Genomic DNA, 17,443 nt, shown 5'->3' on the forward strand with positions numbered 1-17,443 from the left:
AATCCTAACGTGGGGAAGGAGTGAGGAAGATTGCTCGCTACGCTCGAAATGACAATACGCTCGCAATGACAAATAGTACTGCGCCCCACTGTCATTGCGAGAGCGCACCAGCGCCCAAGCAATCTTAGCGTGGAAGGAGTGAGGGATGAACCATTGCGCTCCCTCACCTTCCACCCGGAAGATGAGTATGGCACCCACCCAGCTCTCATGGCAACGGCTACTCACACATTGGGACGAACGCCACTGCCAACAGCACCAACTCGCACCGAGGATCCTAGCGGGCTCGGTCACTACGGTTGATCTAGAGCGAGCTTCGTCGCGCAATTACAGCACCGCAGAGACGTAGTAAACTGTTTACGCACATCCCTCTTCACCGATTGCCGCAATCACGTGATCGGTAACGACCAATCGGTTTCTCACAACGGTCAGTGCGATCACATCGATCCGCCATGGGGTTGTTTCGGGCACGTCGTGTTCTGCCAGATAGTGGTAAGCGAGGGTCACCAAGCGCTGTCGTTTGCGCAACAGGAGCGACTCAAGCGCATATTCGTCTCGGCGCGTGCGCACTTCAACAAACACAAGGTGGTCGCCATCACGAGCGACCAAGTCCATCTCACCATTCCGACAACGCCAGTTGCGCGCAATGATGGTATAGCCACACTGTTCGAGATAGGCAGCAGCTATCTGCTCACCCCTATCTCCGAGCTGCCGCTTAGGTGTAGGCATATTTGCGCCAAACATCGTGCCGCTCAAGCTCACCGAGCAGGGCAAAGGCCAGATACTGCGGTTGGCGCGGCGTTGAGAGGAGCACCATATTCGCCTGTTCGGGCGTTCGCCCACCTTTACGGTGGTTGCAATCACGACAAGCCGTTACGACATTCTCCCACGTGGTTTGCCCACCTTGTGAGCGCGGGATGACGTGATCCATCGTCAAATACGCCCGCCCCGGCTGTTTGCCACAATATTGGCATGTCTCACGATCGCGGGCAAACACGCCACGCCGCGAGCAGGGCAAGCGCAGTTGGCGCGGAATCCGGATGTAGCGTACCAGACGGATCACCAGCGGTACACTGTACGTCACCGACTGAGCACGTAACTGCTGCATAGCAGCTTCGACCAACTCGGCTTTTTCCTGCAAGAGGAGGATAAGCGCACGCCGTACCGAAATCAGTTGCAGTGGCTCGTAACTTGCGTTGAGAACGAGGACTCGCTGTGCCAAGTGACACCCCCCCTTAACATGAACCGATGTTATCACGATAACAAAGGCTCTTGCCCGGGGGCGTCATGGCCCCGCGCTAGAGCGGCCTGATGCGGTTCGCGGAGGATACAGCCCGAATCGCGCGCAACGCCGCACTGTCACCGCCCATTGTGCGCTGAATGCGGTATCGCGACGCACAATAGCAGGCGTTTTGCCCGACCGGTGGCGAGCATTGACAGTAGCGATGTTGCAACGGCGAATAATCCATGTAATTTGACCTTATTTGAACTAGCCTAACGGGCCAATATAAAAGTAACATACGTCGCGTTTTGTTGTCAACCCACTATCGCACCATTTTATTTGCTTCGCTGAAGATAATACCGTCGATCAATTGTTCAACCGGGGCATGATCATCGGTAAACGGACGGAACTGGGCCATCTCCGGTGTGAATTCGCGCAGTGGCCCAAACCGACCTTCATAGAGCGACCAGGCCATCACCAATTGCAGCGCCGGTATATCAATACGCGCGGCATTTTCGATGAAATGAACAATACCATCACCAACCGGTTGATTGACCCCAATGATGATCGCATTGTTGAAGCGTGTATCGATGATATACACTTGGGGGAAGACCGCCAACATCGTTGATGCTAAGGCATTCACCAACCTATCATCGCCGCTCGCCGGTCGACCGGCATTGACGACTGCAACGCCACGCGGATTGAGTTTAGCTTTGACCTCCCGAAAAAACTCGACGGTGGTCAAGTGAAACGGGATATAGGGCTGGTGGTAGGCATCCATCCCGATCACGTCGTAACGCCGGTCAGTCGTTGCCAGCCAATACCGCGCATCTTCGTTGTAGGTGGTGAAGTAAGGTGCTTTTGGGCTGCTATCGGTCATATCAAAGTAACGTCGCCCAACTTCACTGATTTTGCGATCGATTTCTACAGCATCAATGATCGTATCTGGGCCGTAAATCGCTAAGAACTGCTGGGCGATGCTACCGGCAGCGGCGCCGAGGAGGGCTAGCGAACGCACATCTGCTGGGTCGGTCTCGGGATAGAGGTAGGGTGCAACGGTGAAGTAGTCCCACGGCCCACCATCGGTGAGGAGATCGAGCGGATCACCGGTTTCGCGATACTTAAGCCGGTAGATCGAATGGAACGCTAAGCCCTCGTTGAGGATCAACACGCGCCGCCGATCGACCACGCCATTACTGTACGTGAGCTCTTGCTCGGCAACTTGGATATAGTTGTAATCCGACTCGAATTCGGCAATCAGGCGACAACTACGGCAATCGGCTGCTTTGATGACACCGGTTGTAAGCTGGTACGCGCCGGCCAATACAATCACCGTTATCACCAACAGTAGCCCACGCGGATCGCGCAACCCGATGAGGCTGAGCACAACCAAGAACCCGGCAAAGAGGAACAGCGTGCTGGTAACACCGATAGTCGGAATCAGCACCAAGACGGTGAGGAAGGTGCCAACAATCGATCCAATTGTTGAGAGTGCCGAAATCGTACCGGCAGTGCGACCGGCTCGCTCAATATCCTCGGCGTAGCGCAGTTGCAACCGAATGGCGAAGGGGCTAACCATCGCCATTAATGTCACCGGTATTGCAAACAGTAAGATGACCCCGATGAGTGCGGCCAGAAACCCTCCGGCAGCGACATTGCGCAACGCACCTTGAGCCGTGCTCAAGATCGGACGGGCGATAAATGGGATGACCGCACAGCTCAGCCCGGCCCAACCGATCAATTGAAACAGCAAGCGCCAATCGGGACGACGGTCGGCAACGAGACCACCCAACCGGTACCCAATTGCCAAATAGACGAGCGTCATACCAATGACGACCGCCCAGATCGGCTGTGAGGTGCCAAAAAACGGGGCCAGCATACGCGGCATCACCATTTCGATCCCGAGTGTGCCGATCCCGGCAAGAAAGACGACGGCGAGTAACAATCGCTCACCGACCGCGAATTGTTTTTTTGTCATGTTTCTATCTCATCAATCGCAAGATGGTTGATATGATCACCTTCTAGCGACGGGAAACACCGACACATCGCACGAGGAACGTTCCCGTAATCTCTATAGATGGGCTAGATGATAGTACCTCTACACCTTATCTGATTGCACTAATAATTAATCGTTCAAGAAGTTGTAATACCAACATTGCCACAATCGGCGAAAAATCGAACATGCCAATATTCGGCATAATGCTGCGAATCGGACCTAAAATCGGTTCGGTGATCTCATGCAAAAAACGAGTCACCGGAAAGTTAGCTTGTGGATCGATCCACGAAGCCAATACTCTTCCTAAGATGGCATAAAACAACACAGTAAACAGGATGCTAACAAAGCTTACCAAAAAGCCTGACATGTTACTCCCTCCCGTCGTTGTCGAGCGATTCCAGCCGAGTCCGCACCGCCGCCGCATGTGCAAAGAGACCTTCAGCTTCGGCAATTCGCATTGCCGCCGGTCCAATCCGCTTCAAACCGGCCCGATTGAGGCCAACAAGTGAGATCACTTTCCGAAAACTATCAACGTTGACCGGCGAGGCATAACGAGCCGTGCCTTCGGTCGGCATAATGTGTGACGGGCCGGCCACGTAGTCACCGAGAACTTCAAACGAATTTTCACCTAAAAAAATACCACCGGCATTCCGCACTTCACCAACATAGGCCCATGGTTCGGCGATCAGTAAGCAGAGATGTTCCGGGCCGTATTCGTTAGCTAATGCGAATGCCGTTGTCAGATCGGGTACAATGACAATCCCACCACGCCGAGTCACCGCATCGCGGGCAGCCTGCGCATTCACCGCCGGCAACCCTGCTAATTGCCGTTCCACTTCGCGCTGCACGTGCTCGGCCAACCCCCAATCGGGCGTGAGCAAGATTGCGCTGGCCTCGAAATGCTCGGCCTGTGCCAACAGATCGGCCGCTACTGAGCGGGGATTTGCTGTCTGATCGGCGATGATGAGGGTCTCTGTTGGTCCTGGCAAACTCACTACCCCAACCGTTCCATAAACCATCCGCATCGCTTGGATCACGTAACGATTGCCCGGCCCGGCTACTGCGTCAACACGCGGCACACTTTCCGTCCCGTAAGCAAGGGCAGCTATCGCCTGCGCACCACCGACGGCGAAGAAGCGGTCAACCCCGGCCAGATGCGCCGCCGCGAGAACCGCCATCGCCGGTTCACCGGTTGAGCGTTGTGGTGGTGAACAGACCACAATCTCACGCACACCGGCGACCCGGGCCGGCACTGCCGCGTGGATCAGCGACGACGGTAAGGGAGCTGCACCACCGGGCACGTATATCCCGACCCGATCGAGCGGTCGCACAATCTGCCCTAATGCTCCTTCGACGCTAAACTCCACCCAAGAGTTGCGCAGTTGTCGCTCGTGAAAGCGGCGAATCCCGTTGATCGCTAACAACAATGCTTGCCGCAATGATTGATCGATATCGGCTGCTGCCGCTGCCAGTCGTTCACGCGGGATCTCGATAACCTCGCAGTCGACACCGTCGAAGCGACGGGTATACTCGTGCAACGCAGCATCACCACGCTGCCGGACGTTAGTAATAATCTCGGCAACCGTCGTCACCGTAGCAGTATCGTCATCGAGGAACGCACGACGTAAGATCCCGGCACGGGCAACAGCAAGATCGGTAATAATCGGAATGGTCATGGTTTTACTCGTTACAACTCTCGCTCGCGACCAATCACCCACCGCGGAGCAGGGTTGAGCAACCAAGCGTACAGCCTATGCAAAACCCCAGCTTACCAATGGTATTGTCATTGTACCGCACCTTATCGATTATGGGCGCGCTGCTAAGGTAACGGTCACTTGCATTTGCTCGCCGTCACGTTGAATGGTGAGTACCACCTGATCACCAACTTGATACTGGTCGAGTAGACCTATCAATTGGTCGCTTGAGAAGATCAGCACGTCATTACACGCCAAAATGATGTCACCACCGAGTAGAACCGGCAAACCACGATAGGTCGCTTCTCTCGTTCCGCCACGCAAGCCGACCATGCCGGCCGGGCTGTCGGCTTGCACCACACCGATCAGCACCCCACGATTAACCGGTAATCCAAAGCGATTGGCAAATAACGTGTCGATGGTGGTCATACTGATGCCCAGCCATGGATGGTCATAACGCCCATGCGTGATCAGTGCCGGGACAACGCGCGCCACCGTCTGCGCCGATACCGCATAACCAACCCCCTCAAAACTGCTCCCTCCTAAGCTCACGCTAATTGCGGTATTGACACCGATCACTTCACCACGGAGGTTCAGCAGCGGACCACCAGAGTTACCGGGATTAATAGCGGCATCGGTTTGGATTACATTGGGAATACTAAACGAACCAAAATCACGGCTCGGCCCACGCAGGGTACGCCCTAAGCCGCTAATCACACCAACGGTCAATGTATTCGGCTGACCAAACGGGCTACCAATCGCCACCGCCATCTGCCCCACGTGTACCAACCGGCTATCGCCGAGTGGAAGCGGTCGCATTCCTTCAGGCAGGCTGGTCACCTTAATGACGGCTAAATCGCTATCGGGATCACTCCCGATCAGATCGGCCACAACCGTCGCCCCATTGGCAAAACGGACTTGGATCTGTGATGCTCCGTTGATGACGTGATGATTCGTAACAATATGCCCCTGTGCATCAAACAAAAAGCCAGACCCTTGTCCGGTCGGACCATCGGGTGAAATTGGTGGGTGACCTGGTGGCAGATTCGCACGCTGATCAACCACTACATCGATACTGACGACTGCTTGGCTTGCTTGTTGGTAGAGCATAATCAAACGCTGCTCATATTCGGTAAACGCCACCTCGGTACTCGTCGTCGGCATAGGCGCCTGAATAGGTGGCAACGGAGCATCGGTTGGGCGTACCGGTGGTGCGGTTGGCGTTGGGGCCTGGGCGATAGGTGAAGCAGGAATATCGGGGCGCGTACAACTCATAAGCACGGCCAACAGCAAGAGCGAAATGATACGGCGCATGGGCAATCTCCGAGGTATGAAATGAAAACCGTTGCAAACCTTGATCCAACACTTAAATATAGGGGCACGGCAGGCCGTGCCCCTACATTACCAAATTTCTATCTACACTTGGCAAAACGCGCTATCGTCTACCGTACTAATCGACGTTCTCCCTGGAAGACGAATTACGCAACCAGACCTTTGCAAGCCCGTTTATACCCGCATTGCGTGCGGTTGCGGCCAGAAACCGGGCCAAACTGAGGCAAAAAAGAGACCGGCGGCAAATCCGGCTTGCATACCGTTGAGTAGCAAAAGCCACAGCGGAGCAAACCACCAACCGCTGTAATGACCAATAATTTCAAGCGGCCAGAGCAAGAAGGGAAGCGCAGCCAAGACCAAACGCCATGGCCATACTAACGTGCGATACCACACCAACAGCGATGGCGCACGCTCACCGACGCTTAGCCGTGCCCACCACAGCCCAATGGTTGCTCCCCAGCATCGTGCGCAAACAGCCATCGGCCAACCGAATAAGAAGAAGGAACGTTCCGGCGTCGGACAGATGAACGTTGCCAGCACATCACGGGCTAAGGCACCGGTATCACTCACCAGTGGTAAACCGGTAGCGCGGAATAGAGGTGAGGCGAGCGGGCCGAGGAATAAAATCCATAGCAACAGATCGAACATCCAACGCGGCCATGAACGTATCGGCGGTTGCGTGGCAAGAACTTGTGCAGTCATAGTGGTATCTCAATCACAACGATGAAGAGTAGTACGGCAATGCATCTAGCTAGCACAAACATCACCGGCAAAGCGTGAACCTCACCTCTACCTACCCAATTGACGCACATCCCACCAAATACCGGGCAAACGTGCCACCTTCTCGCGCAGTGACAGATACGCACGGCAGTCGTAGGAATCATACCGGTTCGCAACGATTTTATCAAGGATACCGCGGTAGACGCGCGCTGCGGCTGCCACTGCTAGTCGCACTTCAGGTGGTAAGAGGGCAATACCGGGCCAACTCTCATCGTACAAACGATGGGTACGTTCGATTTGAAACTTCATCAACGCAATGAAACGCTCATCGTAGACCCGGGCCAGAATATCATCGGCAGTCAAACCAAAGCGGGCCAGCTCATCGAGCGGCAGATATACCCGCCCACGATTGGCATCCTCACCAACATCGCGCAGGATATTCGTCAACTGCAAGGCCACGCCTAACTTAATCGCGTATGGTGTCGCTCCGGGCGCAGCACCGGTAATCCCTATCACCAACAGCCCCACCACCGATGCTACCCGGTAGCAATAGAGCCACAGATCGGCAAACGTGGCATAGCGTGAGATCGTCAGATCCATCGCTACTCCGGCCAACAACTCATCGATGAGATGTGGGGAAAGGTTATACCGCTGACAAGTATCGGCCCATGCCAACAAGACCGGGTGTACCGTATCGAGACACGGACGACGAGCCACGCGCACCCATTCGGCTAATGCCCTTGCCGGATCAGAACTCGCCATATCAACCGTATCATCAGTTGTGCGACAGAACGCATACAACGCTCGCACAGCTCGTCGTTGTGGTGGCGGCAAGAACTGGGTACTAAAGAAAAAGCTCTTGGAGTGACGGCGGATCACCTCATCACAGAAGGCATACGCCTCTGCCAGTGAACGAACTCGCGGCGGTGGCAGTTGGTCGGCACTCGACGAGGAAGGTGCATCGCTGAGATGAAAGAGCTGAGCAAGCTGCTCGTCTGCCGGCAGTGCTTGGCTAACCGGCAGTCCGTTCCCGCGCGTGATAATCGAGATTGAATTCAACGACACACCGCACTCCTTTTGTCACATAGTCACACTTGCTTTTACTATACGCAATTTTACTCACGCAGACAAGAGCAAGGCAAGCGTTATTGTCTTAGCAGACAATAACGCTTGGACAACAACGACCTATCAGCGACTGCGACTCAGGAGTGATGCAACGTTTTCGACAGCTTCTTGCGCATCACGACCTAGAAACGTTCCCGGCATCTTGTGGATCAGCACAGGGTTGAGGTTAAACGCACGGCCACCGTATCCAAACAGGGGTGTAGGTGGTGGTAGTTGTTGCAGAGCCCGACCAATCTCAAGAAGTTGCGTAGCTGTTTCAGTGGTTGAAGCCGAGAGGCACACCAGATCGGGTTGAACATGGCGTACCGCATCAAGCAAATCCCTGATCGGTATTTCAGGACCGAGATACACAACCTGCCAGCCATGGCGCACAAGAAAGACGGCCAGCATCAATGCGCCCAAATCATGTTGCTCGCTCGGCGCACACCCCACAACCACCAACCCACGACCTTCGGTCACGTTATAGGTATTGAACAGACTAGACAGTTTGCGCCGAACAAACTGGGTCGCAAAATGCTCGGCCGTAACCGAAATGCGACCGGCATGCCACTGTTCACCGATCTCGATCATCACCGGCTGAATCAACTTCAAAAAGACATCTTCAAGCGGATAAAGCGCGAACGCTTCACCCAATATCTGCTCGGCGCGTGTTGCATCGAAATCGGTCAGCGCGTTAATCATCCGCGCTTGCATCCGCTCCCACGTATGCGGCTCGGTATCGACAGCCGTATTGAGCCACGAGAGTCCCGTCTCGCTCCCATCATTCATGAGCGCAATCGCTTGGCTGATTGTTAACCCTTCGGCGGTGCGATCCCGCAGCCAGCGAATTGTGGCAATGTCACGTTCGGAGTAGAGGCGATGGCCGCCTTCAGTGCGCTGTGGACGCGGTATACCGTAACGTCGTTCCCATGCGCGGAAAGTGTCGGCGGGCACGCCTGTCTCCTGTGCGACAGCCTTCGTGTTGTAACGCGGCTTGTCTGAAAATTGGGAGAGAAAGTGTTGCGGTGCCATCGTTGGACGACCCTTCCCAGCGCTCAAACGGTGATGTAGCGATGGCGCATAATCTTTACACCTAACCCCTACCGTACCACGATCATTGCCTGCATCGACATTGCCGGGTAAAGGCTTCATGACTGCACAGACAGTCTAGCGGGCGTGGTACAATGTTGTGAATATTGTAGCATGTTGCACAATCACTGTCAATAAAATGCACATACAAATGCAACATAATTTCTACCTCCACTATGGTAGGATGCGAGAATACCTATGCGGGCACTGATTACTGGGATCAATGGCTTTGTCGGTGGTCATCTTGCCGAATATTTGCTAGCGGATGGACGCTGGGAAGTATGGGGATTGTCTCGTTCGGCAACGATTACCCTCCCGGAGCTAGCCAGCAAAGTACCGGTGGTGCAGGCCGATCTGTCCGATCTCGAAGCGACCATGCGGGCTATCGTACAGGTGCGGCCCAATGTGATTTTTCATTTAGCCGGCCAACCCTTCGTACCCGAATCGTTTCGTGATCCGGCCGGAACGTTAGCCGCCAATACCCTCGGCGCATTACATATCTTTCTCACCCTAATCGAGTATCGAATGACGACCCGCGTATTGGTGATCGGCACGAATGAAGAGTATGGGAAGATCGATCCCGCCGATTTACCAATCGATGAAGATACCCCTTTACGCCCAACCAGCCCGTATGGTGTCAGCAAAGCCGCTCAGAGCCTACTAGCCTTGCAGTATCATTACAGCCATGGCCTCGATCTGGTACGAGTACGGCCATTTACCCATATCGGGCCACGCCAAAACGAACGCTTCGTCACGGCCGCCTTTGCCCGCCAAATCGCCCGCATTGAGCTTGGATTGCAACCTCCAGTTGTGCAAGTCGGTAATTTGGCCGCCCAACGTGATTTTTCCGATGTGCGTGATGTCGTAGCGGCCTATGCCCTCTTGGCCGAACACGGCGAGAGTGGCGCAGTCTATAATGTCGGATCGGGCAGAGCGGTGATGATCCGCGAGTTGCTCGATATGCTGCTGGCCGAATGCGCTGTACCAGTCGAAGTCCGCCTTAATCCCGAATTAATGCGCCCTATTGATATTCCCCTTGTCGTGTGTGATGCGAGCCGTCTTCGTGCTCGTACCGGCTGGGAACCACGCTACACGTTGGCCGAAACGTTGCACGATATTTTAACCTACTGGCGACAACGAGTTCGCGCCGAAGCACTGGCTACTACTTAAGAAAATCGTCACTAAGCAGCCGCTGTCTCGTAAGCTGTTTGTGGTATAGTGGCGCTATATTGTGCCCATCTTTAACTGATAGTGGCATTGTTGTTTCACGAGAAGTGTGAGCTATGAAAGCAGTAATCCTCGTTGGCGGCCAGGGCACACGTTTGCGTCCGCTTACCTGCCGCACACCCAAACCAATGCTACCACTGGTCAATCAGCCGTTTATCGAATGGATGTTGCTCCGACTGCGCGATTACGGCATCCGCGAAGTGATCCTGGCCGTTCAGTATCTGGCCGACCGCTTCCGTACCGCCCTCGGTGATGGTTCGCGTTTCGATATGCGGCTCCACATCGTGGAAGAGCCTGAACCGCGTGGTACTGCCGGCGCTGTTAAGCACGTCGAACATTTGCTCGATGGAACAACGTTCATTTTTAACGGCGATGTGATGACCGATCTCGATCTGAAGGCAATGCTCGATTTTCACCGTGAACGGGGCAGTAAAGTAACGATCTCGCTCACGCCGGTTGATGATCCGACTCAATTCGGTTTGGTTGAAACCGACCGCGACGGACGTGTGCGCCGGTTTCTGGAAAAACCGCGTCTTGAGGATATTACGACCAATTTTGTTAATGCCGGAACGTATCTGATCGAACCAGAGATCTTTCGCTACGTGCCGCCCAATCAGTTCTATATGTTTGAACGTGGCCTCTTCCCGGTTGTGCTTCAGACCGGTGACCCCATGTACGGCTTTCCGTCGCGCGCCTACTGGACCGATATCGGCAAGCCGCAGACATATCTCGATGTGCATCACGATATTTTGATCGGCAAAGTTCAGTATCATTTTCGCGGCCAACAAGTAGGTGAACGTATCTGGGTAGAAGGGGAAGTGGATATTCATGCAAGTGCTCAAATTGTTGGTCCGGTTGTTATCGGTCACGGCACCCGGGTTGGTCGCGGGACACGCATTATCGGCCCAACGGTGATCGGTGAACAGTGCGAAATTGGTCCTGAGTGTCAAATCGAGGGCGTTGTGATGTGGGAACGCAACGTGATCGAAGAAGGCGTGACTCTGCGCAATTGTGTGTTGGGGTCCGGCAACCGGATTGGCGAAGGTTCTCACATCACCGACGGCACGATTATCAGCGATGAGTGCCACATTGGGCAAGAAAACCGCCTTGAACGTGGCATTCGCATCTGGCCAGGTACGACTCTCGGCGACCGAGCCATCTCGTTTTAGTAGTCTTGCCACGGGATACCGAACAGCGTGATGTTCGGCATCCCGTTTTGTTGTTCAACGCTGCGCTAGAAGATCGCGAATCTCAGCCAATAACCGCTCGCTTGGTGTTAGTTGAGGCGGAGCAGGTGGCTCCGCCGGTCTCGTGTTGAACCGGTTAGCCGTTCGCACAATCAAAAAAATCACGAAAGCTACGAAGAGAAAATTGATTACTGCATTGAGAAATGACCCATACGCCAATACTGGCCCCGCCGCCCGTGCTTCGACCAGTGTTGTTGCCGTCTGACCGGCAAGTGGTAAGAAATAGTTACTCATATCGGCCCGCCCCCCTAGCAGTAGGCCAAGCAGTGGATTGATGATGTCGTTGACGAACGAATTGATAATCGCGGTAAATGCTGCACCGATAATCACACCCACCGCGAGATCGAGAACATTCCCCCGGCTAATAAAGGTTCGAAATTCGTTGATCACTGAATTACCCCCTTTCACTAATACTGACTAAGCTAACTACCGATGACGAAATAGCCACGTATGGGACGACGTTTCACGGTAGAACGATTGCGATCGCTCAACACATGTCTTTACCAGTAAAAGTTGATCCGTTACCTATTGAACATTAGTCTAAAAATTTTCACAGACGGTTGTGAAGTATGATCCTGATCCGTGCTGAATTTGTGATAACGTGTACATAGTATCATCGACTACACGTGATTCCAGTGGGGAAGGATTGGAACATGGCAAGACCAAAACGACCACCGCATCCAATGATTGCTCGAGCGCGCGCACATCTACGTACCATCGCGCCTGACTTACAATATGCACCACTAATCCTACGAACCCTCGACGGGCCACCGGGCAGTCCACGTTACGCCGTCTCGGTGGCACGTTGCCAAAATGTTGGTGAATGCCCGTATGCTATGGCCGATCCGTCCGTCTGCACGATCCCAAGCTGCGATCTGCGCCGTTCACTCCGTCTCTTGCTGAATGCCGACGGCAGCTTAGCTCAAGTCATCGAAGGCCACCGACGTTGGAACCCTCGTCCACTCGACGATCCTGGATCGTAATGAGACAGCAACAAGGAGGTTGCTATGTACCGCCACATTCTCGTCCCACTTGATGGCTCGCCTCTTGCCGAGCAGGTATTACCGCATGTCCATGCACTTGCCGCTGATGAAGGTACCAAGCAGATTACTCTGCTTCGTGCAGTACCACCGATCTTTACGACCAGTGTCGATTACAGCGGGATGCTGGCTACTACCGCCGATGCGATTAGCGTTATGGAACAAGAGGCAATGGAGTATTTACAACACATTGCCAAACAATTCCAAGGCGAAGGCTATAAGGTGCATATCGAGATTAGTGCTTTGCCACCGGCTGAAGCCATCATTGACTACGCCGCACACCATGATGTCGATTTGATCGTGATTGCTACCCATGGCCGTAGCGGACTGAGCCGCTGGGTGTTTGGCAGCGTTACTCAGAAGGTAGTGCAAGTCGCACCAACGCCGGTACTGGTGATTCGGCCGAAGGAGGTGAAAGCGTAAGTCGCAGCTCTTGTAACAAAAGTTCACCCTGTGAATTGGGTGTGCAAAAGCTGTGTTGTGCTGTCACCTATTGACGCAACCGTCATCACTCTGATAATCTGTTCTTAACAATACTTTTTTCCTTTCCAGCACACGCCCATCGGGCGCGGGCTTGCGTCAAGGAGGACAGCCATGCGAGCGTTCGAATCGGAAAGGATTCACAACATCGGCATATTCGGTCACCTCGGCAGCGGGAAGACAACGCTGGCCGAGGCAATGCTGATGACCGCCCACGTCATCCCGCGGATGGGGCGCGTCGAGGACGGGTCAACCACCAGTGACTACGACCCCGACGAGCACCGACGCGGGATGTCTATTTCGCTGAGTGTGCTCCCGTTGGAATGGAATGGTGATAAGATCAACCTGATTGACGTGCCCGGTGCGGCCGATTTTGCCGGTGAGGCAGCAGCAGCGATGCGCGTGATCGATGGAGCGTTGATCGTCATCGATGCTAGCGCCGGTGTTGAAGTGGGGACTGAACTGTTCTGGGAGATGGCAGCTCAGCAGCGCATTCCCCGCATCTTGTTCGTTAACAAGGTCGACCGCGATAATGCGAATTTCTACCGCGTGATCGAGCAGGCGCGTGAGATCCTCGATGCTGCGGTTATTCCGTTGCAAATCCCTATCGGCAGCGGTAAAGACTTCAAAGGTATTATCTCGCTGCGCCAACAACGGGCATGGCTGACCAGCCCGAAGCATGACGGTGGCTATATCGAGGCCGATGTGCCCGCTGAACTTGACACTCTGATGCACGAGTGGCGCACGGCCCTGATTGATAAAATTGCCGCAACCAACGATCATCTGATCGAACGCTACCTTGAAGGTGGTGAAGATGCGCTTACCCGCGAGGAGCTGCTGCTCGGTCTCCGCACGGGTATCGCCGACGGTACGATTGTGCCGGTCTTCTGTGGTTCGGCTACCGAGGTCGTTGGGATTGCCCAATTGCTCAACGGGATTATCGACTCGATCCCCTCGGCCGGTCGCAAGACGACGACGGCAACCGATCTAAACAGTGAAACAGAGATTGAACTGCGTCCTGATCGCAGTGTGCCGCTCGCAGCACTGGTCTTTAAGACAGTCGCCGATACGTATGGCAAGTTGAGCTATTTCCGTGTCTTCGCCGGTGAAGTGCGAGCCGGTATGACGCTGATCAATGCACGAACTCGGAAAGAAGAACGGATCGGACACGTCTACATTGTTCGAGGCAAAGAGCAGATCGAGGTTGAAGCGGTTGGTCCCGGTGACATCGGTTTGCTGACCAAGCTCGGTGACACCCAAACAAATGACACCCTCTGTCTGCCATCACGTCCATTGGCCCTCCCACCAATCGAGTTCCCGGTGCCGGCGTTTATTGCTACGGTTAAGCCGCGTAGTCGCTCCGATCTCGATAAGCTGAGTTCGGCTCTGAGCCGCATGATTGAAGAGGATCCCTCGCTACACGTATCACGTGACCCACGTACCGGCGAAGCGCTCCTCAGCGGCCTGAGCGAAACCCACTTGCAGATCGTCGCCGAACGGATGAAGCGTAAGTTCGACGTGAATATCGACCTTGAGCTGCCGCGCATTCCGTACCGCGAAACGATTCGCTCGATTGCGACAGGCCAATACCGCCACAAGAAACAGACCGGTGGTGCCGGCCAGTTTGCCGATGTGTCGCTGCGCGTTGAACCGCTCCCACCCGATCCTAACCGCGAAGATCCGCTTGAGTTTGTGAACGAGATCGTAGGTGGTGTCATTTCACGTGGCTTCATGCCGGCCATCGAGAAGGGTATTCGTGAGGCGATGGAAGAAGGGATTATTTCGGGCAACCCGGTCGTTGATGTTCGAGCTGCTGTCTTCGATGGCAAAGAACATCCGGTTGACTCGAAGGAGATCGCCTTTAAGACAGCGGCGAAAGAGGCATTTCGGATTGCTGCACAAAAAGCCGGGGTGATCATCCTCGAACCGATCTACAATATGGAGATCATCGTTCCCGACCAGTACGCCGGCGACGTGATGAGCGATATGAGTACGCGCCGTGGCCGCGTGCAAGGGATGATGCCGCACGGCAACGGTAAGACGGTCATTCACGCGCAGGCACCACTCGCCGAGATTCAGCGCTACGCTACCGATTTACGGGGCATGACGCAGGGACGCGGCCGCTTCTCAATTAGCTTTGCCGGTTATGAAGAGGTACCACCGCATCTGGTGAACCAGATCGTCGAAGCATACAAGAAGGAACTAGAGGCGGCCCATAGCCATTAGCGATTTATAACGTAAACGGGGCGGTTGTACCGGCCGCCCCGCTTATGGATGGCGATAGGTATCTGCCATCACGTCACGCTGGCCGAATAAGCGTGTTTTGCACTGCTTCGTACAACATCGTTAACGCATCAACCCCACCCTGCCGGTAAGCCAGCCACGGCAGCGCAGGTTTTGGTTGCTTCTGCACATCGGCCAAACCCTGCTGCCACTGTTGTAATTCATCAACGAGCAACTGTACCCACGCTGTCGGATCGCCGGTACGCCAACGACGCCGGATCGCCATCAAAGCGGCTAACCGCCCTTCGTCGTACTTAACCCCGCCTGTTACCCAGCCGTCACGCTGTAACTGACACCACGCAGCACCACCGGTGCTCGCCATCACCGCTTGCTCGGCGGCAGCCAGTTGCTCGTCAAGGATCGCCATAAGAGATGCCGTCATACCAGTTGTTCCAGATAGGTGCGCAACCACACGAGATTGTCAGGATTCACATAGTGGCAGACCGCCGCGCCGTCATCGTAGGCTTCGATGAGGCCGGCGTCGCGGAGAACACGTAAATGCTGGGAAATCGTGGACTGCGCGTGAGGGCCGTCGTCGGGCATGTGCAATAAAATTTGGTTGCCAATACAGCCAGGATGACGCATAACATAGCGAAGGATTTGTACACGCGCAGGATGGCTGAGCGCTTTGCAAAGCAGCGCCAACCGTCGATCATCTTGTTCAAGCATACGTTGGTGTGCCGTCGCCATCGTCGGCCTCCTTTCCGCGTGTACCTTACTGTACGACGGTGAAGGGGCGATTGTCAAGGGGAGAAGAGGGTGAATCACTTCTTAGCAGCATCACGGTTTGTGAGAAGCTTTCAGTTTCAGATACTGATGCTCTCTTGCTGTGCTAAACGGCAATCGCGCCGACAAACAAGAAACGCGAGGGAAATCCTCCCTCACGTTCAATCATAACTGTACCGTAGACCGTACCGTCTCTTAGGCGTCTTCCCCACGAATCGCGTCTAACACCCGCTGAATCGCAAGGCCATCGCCAAAATTCGCTGCCGGTGCAATCGCTTCGTATTGACCGGCCAACGCCGCGCGCAACGCATGACCGAGATAGACGGTGCCCTGCGGAAACTCACCGATCAGCGAGGCCGGCAGATCGACCGTATGCGGTGGGGTAATGTCATGGAAGGTATCACCGGTACTGATAAACAAACGACCATCGCTGAAGCGCAACGTACCGGCGCTGCCATAGACCGTCACCGAGAGCGGCTCATTCGTCCGCGCCACGACCGTCGCCGTCAACGTTGCCGCTGCGCCACTCGCAAACCGCAGCGTCGCCGCAGTATAGTCATCGCTGGTCACGGGGCGCAGCGCACCGGCAGTATCAGGCCGCTGCGTGATAAAGGTTTGCACCACCCCCTGCGCCTGCGTCACTTCAGCGGCTAGGATGAAACGCAACAGATCGATCTGATGCGAGCCAATCGCCCCCAACACGCCACCACCGGCAGCACGTTCACTCCACCAATCCCACTGACGATGCGGATCAGCGCGACTACTTGAAACAAAACGCACCTCAGCCGCACGTACTTCACCGATATCGCCGTACACAACTCGTGCTCGCATTACCTGCACCGCCGGCAAGAAGCGGAGTTCGTGATCAATAAGGGCTAATTGGGAGGGATGCGCTTGGGATGCCGCCATCATCGCTTCTGCTTCAGCGGTGTTCAACGCTGTTGGCTTTTCACATAACACATGCTTACCGGCAGCTAATGCCGCTTCCGCCATTTCGCGGTGCAAGTACGGTGGAGTAACAATACTCACTAACCGTACATCGTCTCGTTCCAATACTTCACGCCAGTTGGCAGTCGCAAAGGGAACGTCCAGCTCTTGGGCGATCCGCGCGGTCTTAGCCGAATTACTACCGGCCAACGCCGTCACGACCAACCCGGCTGCGCGAAATGCCGGTACTTGTACACGTGTACCCCAACCGGTACCGATAATTCCGATCATAAGTCTACTTCGTAACACAATTAACGCAAAGGCGCGAAGGGCGCAGAGTACGCGAAGTTGTTGGATCG

18 protein-coding genes are annotated in these 17,443 nt (G+C 54.8%); 5 read left to right on the top strand and 13 right to left on the bottom strand.

What is annotated here, in order from left to right; translation table 11 throughout:
- Nucleotides 1-354 precede the first annotated feature (354 nt).
- The 9 genes from ACP5OT_RS16420 to ACP5OT_RS16460 all read right to left on the bottom strand — a co-directional run bounded on the left by ACP5OT_RS16420 (nt 355) and on the right by ACP5OT_RS16460 (nt 9,097).
- Nucleotides 355-726: a YraN family protein gene (locus ACP5OT_RS16420; protein WP_424677189.1), complete on the bottom strand. Its 372-nt coding sequence runs from the start codon at nt 724-726 to the stop codon at nt 355-357.
- On the bottom strand, nt 713-1,219 hold the full coding sequence (locus tag ACP5OT_RS16425) for an HNH endonuclease (protein WP_041470365.1): 507 nt from the start codon (nt 1,217-1,219) through the stop codon (nt 713-715). The genes ACP5OT_RS16420 and ACP5OT_RS16425 overlap by 14 nt, the downstream gene beginning before the upstream one ends.
- A gap of 322 nt (nt 1,220-1,541) precedes the next feature.
- Complete coding sequence (locus ACP5OT_RS16430) at nt 1,542-3,197, bottom strand: spermidine synthase (protein WP_424677188.1); 1,656 nt, start codon at nt 3,195-3,197, stop codon at nt 1,542-1,544.
- Nucleotides 3,198-3,324: 127 nt separating this feature from the next.
- A complete protein-coding gene (locus tag ACP5OT_RS16435; RefSeq protein ID WP_012616217.1) occupies nt 3,325-3,582 on the bottom strand; it encodes a YggT family protein in 258 nt (85 codons plus the stop codon).
- A gap of 1 nt (nt 3,583) precedes the next feature.
- The gene (gene hisD / locus ACP5OT_RS16440; protein ID WP_424677187.1) at nt 3,584-4,891 is read right to left on the bottom strand and encodes a histidinol dehydrogenase; all 1,308 of its coding nucleotides are present in this window, start codon (nt 4,889-4,891) and stop codon (nt 3,584-3,586) included.
- A 129-nt stretch (nt 4,892-5,020) separates the two neighbouring features.
- Nucleotides 5,021-6,223, bottom strand: coding sequence for a trypsin-like peptidase domain-containing protein (locus tag ACP5OT_RS16445; protein ID WP_424677186.1), 1,203 nt, complete (start codon nt 6,221-6,223; stop codon nt 5,021-5,023).
- A gap of 192 nt (nt 6,224-6,415) precedes the next feature.
- Complete coding sequence (locus tag ACP5OT_RS16450) at nt 6,416-6,943, bottom strand: DUF2085 domain-containing protein (RefSeq protein ID WP_424677185.1); 528 nt, start codon at nt 6,941-6,943, stop codon at nt 6,416-6,418.
- Nucleotides 6,944-7,030: 87 nt separating this feature from the next.
- Nucleotides 7,031-8,026, bottom strand: coding sequence for a phytoene/squalene synthase family protein (locus ACP5OT_RS16455; RefSeq protein WP_424677184.1), 996 nt, complete (start codon nt 8,024-8,026; stop codon nt 7,031-7,033).
- A 123-nt stretch (nt 8,027-8,149) separates the two neighbouring features.
- A complete protein-coding gene (locus ACP5OT_RS16460; RefSeq protein ID WP_424677183.1) occupies nt 8,150-9,097 on the bottom strand; it encodes a MerR family transcriptional regulator in 948 nt (315 codons plus the stop codon).
- A gap of 255 nt (nt 9,098-9,352) precedes the next feature.
- On the opposite strand from ACP5OT_RS16460, the gene ACP5OT_RS16465 reads away from it, so the two are divergent.
- Both ACP5OT_RS16465 and ACP5OT_RS16470 read left to right on the top strand, forming a co-directional pair.
- Nucleotides 9,353-10,324 carry a GDP-mannose 4,6-dehydratase gene (locus tag ACP5OT_RS16465; RefSeq protein WP_424677182.1) on the top strand — a complete coding sequence of 324 codons (972 nt, stop codon included), beginning with the start codon at nt 9,353-9,355 and terminating at the stop codon, nt 10,322-10,324.
- A gap of 113 nt (nt 10,325-10,437) precedes the next feature.
- Entirely contained in the window at nt 10,438-11,550 is a 1,113-nt protein-coding gene (locus ACP5OT_RS16470; protein ID WP_424677181.1) for a sugar phosphate nucleotidyltransferase, read from the top strand.
- 54 nt (nt 11,551-11,604) lie between these two features.
- On the opposite strand, the gene mscL is transcribed toward ACP5OT_RS16470, so the two are convergent.
- Entirely contained in the window at nt 11,605-12,018 is a 414-nt protein-coding gene (gene mscL / locus ACP5OT_RS16475; protein WP_424677180.1) for a large conductance mechanosensitive channel protein MscL, read from the bottom strand.
- Nucleotides 12,019-12,281: 263 nt separating this feature from the next.
- Between mscL and ACP5OT_RS16480 the strand changes: the two genes are divergently transcribed.
- From ACP5OT_RS16480 to fusA, 3 genes are all read left to right on the top strand, one after another.
- On the top strand, nt 12,282-12,611 hold the full coding sequence (locus tag ACP5OT_RS16480) for a hypothetical protein (RefSeq protein WP_287908614.1): 330 nt from the start codon (nt 12,282-12,284) through the stop codon (nt 12,609-12,611).
- A gap of 24 nt (nt 12,612-12,635) precedes the next feature.
- A complete protein-coding gene (locus ACP5OT_RS16485; RefSeq protein WP_424677179.1) occupies nt 12,636-13,091 on the top strand; it encodes a universal stress protein in 456 nt (151 codons plus the stop codon).
- 171 nt (nt 13,092-13,262) lie between these two features.
- The gene (fusA, locus tag ACP5OT_RS16490) at nt 13,263-15,374 is read left to right on the top strand and encodes an elongation factor G (protein ID WP_424677178.1); all 2,112 of its coding nucleotides are present in this window, start codon (nt 13,263-13,265) and stop codon (nt 15,372-15,374) included.
- A 73-nt stretch (nt 15,375-15,447) separates the two neighbouring features.
- Here the strand turns inward: fusA and ACP5OT_RS16495 are convergent, their stop codons facing one another.
- The 3 genes from ACP5OT_RS16495 to ACP5OT_RS16505 form a co-directional block, all read right to left on the bottom strand.
- Nucleotides 15,448-15,813 (bottom strand): hypothetical protein, encoded by a 366-nt coding sequence (locus ACP5OT_RS16495; protein ID WP_424677177.1) that lies wholly within the window; start codon nt 15,811-15,813, stop codon nt 15,448-15,450.
- Nucleotides 15,810-16,121, bottom strand: a complete 312-nt coding sequence (locus ACP5OT_RS16500; protein WP_287908626.1) for an ArsR/SmtB family transcription factor — start codon at nt 16,119-16,121, stop codon at nt 15,810-15,812. Before ACP5OT_RS16500 ends, ACP5OT_RS16495 begins: the two co-directional genes overlap by 4 nt.
- A gap of 231 nt (nt 16,122-16,352) precedes the next feature.
- Nucleotides 16,353-17,441 carry a Gfo/Idh/MocA family protein gene (locus ACP5OT_RS16505; RefSeq protein WP_428132757.1) on the bottom strand — a complete coding sequence of 363 codons (1,089 nt, stop codon included), beginning with the start codon at nt 17,439-17,441 and terminating at the stop codon, nt 16,353-16,355.
- Nucleotides 17,442-17,443 lie beyond the last annotated feature (2 nt).

This window comes from Chloroflexus sp. (assembly GCF_049970315.1).
Classification (GTDB): Bacteria; Chloroflexota; Chloroflexia; order Chloroflexales; family Chloroflexaceae; genus Chloroflexus.

Bases quoted from the DNA above. Each gene is read 5' to 3' on its own strand.
- ACP5OT_RS16420 (WP_424677189.1), bottom strand. From the start codon at position 726: ATGCCTACACCTAAGCGGCAGCTCGGAGATAGGGGTGAGCAGATAGCT.
- ACP5OT_RS16430 (WP_424677188.1), bottom strand. From the start codon at position 3,197: ATGACAAAAAAACAATTCGCGGTCGGTGAGCGATTGTTACTCGCCGTC.
- ACP5OT_RS16435 (WP_012616217.1), bottom strand. From the start codon at position 3,582: ATGTCAGGCTTTTTGGTAAGCTTTGTTAGCATCCTGTTTACTGTGTTG.
- hisD (WP_424677187.1), bottom strand. From the start codon at position 4,891: ATGACCATTCCGATTATTACCGATCTTGCTGTTGCCCGTGCCGGGATC.
- ACP5OT_RS16445 (WP_424677186.1), bottom strand. From the start codon at position 6,223: ATGCGCCGTATCATTTCGCTCTTGCTGTTGGCCGTGCTTATGAGTTGT.
- ACP5OT_RS16450 (WP_424677185.1), bottom strand. From the start codon at position 6,943: ATGACTGCACAAGTTCTTGCCACGCAACCGCCGATACGTTCATGGCCG.
- ACP5OT_RS16460 (WP_424677183.1), bottom strand. From the start codon at position 9,097: ATGGCACCGCAACACTTTCTCTCCCAATTTTCAGACAAGCCGCGTTAC.
- ACP5OT_RS16465 (WP_424677182.1), top strand. From the start codon at position 9,353: ATGCGGGCACTGATTACTGGGATCAATGGCTTTGTCGGTGGTCATCTT.
- ACP5OT_RS16470 (WP_424677181.1), top strand. From the start codon at position 10,438: ATGAAAGCAGTAATCCTCGTTGGCGGCCAGGGCACACGTTTGCGTCCG.
- ACP5OT_RS16480 (WP_287908614.1), top strand. From the start codon at position 12,282: ATGGCAAGACCAAAACGACCACCGCATCCAATGATTGCTCGAGCGCGC.
- ACP5OT_RS16485 (WP_424677179.1), top strand. From the start codon at position 12,636: ATGTACCGCCACATTCTCGTCCCACTTGATGGCTCGCCTCTTGCCGAG.
- fusA (WP_424677178.1), top strand. From the start codon at position 13,263: ATGCGAGCGTTCGAATCGGAAAGGATTCACAACATCGGCATATTCGGT.
- ACP5OT_RS16495 (WP_424677177.1), bottom strand. From the start codon at position 15,813: ATGACGGCATCTCTTATGGCGATCCTTGACGAGCAACTGGCTGCCGCC.
- ACP5OT_RS16500 (WP_287908626.1), bottom strand. From the start codon at position 16,121: ATGGCGACGGCACACCAACGTATGCTTGAACAAGATGATCGACGGTTG.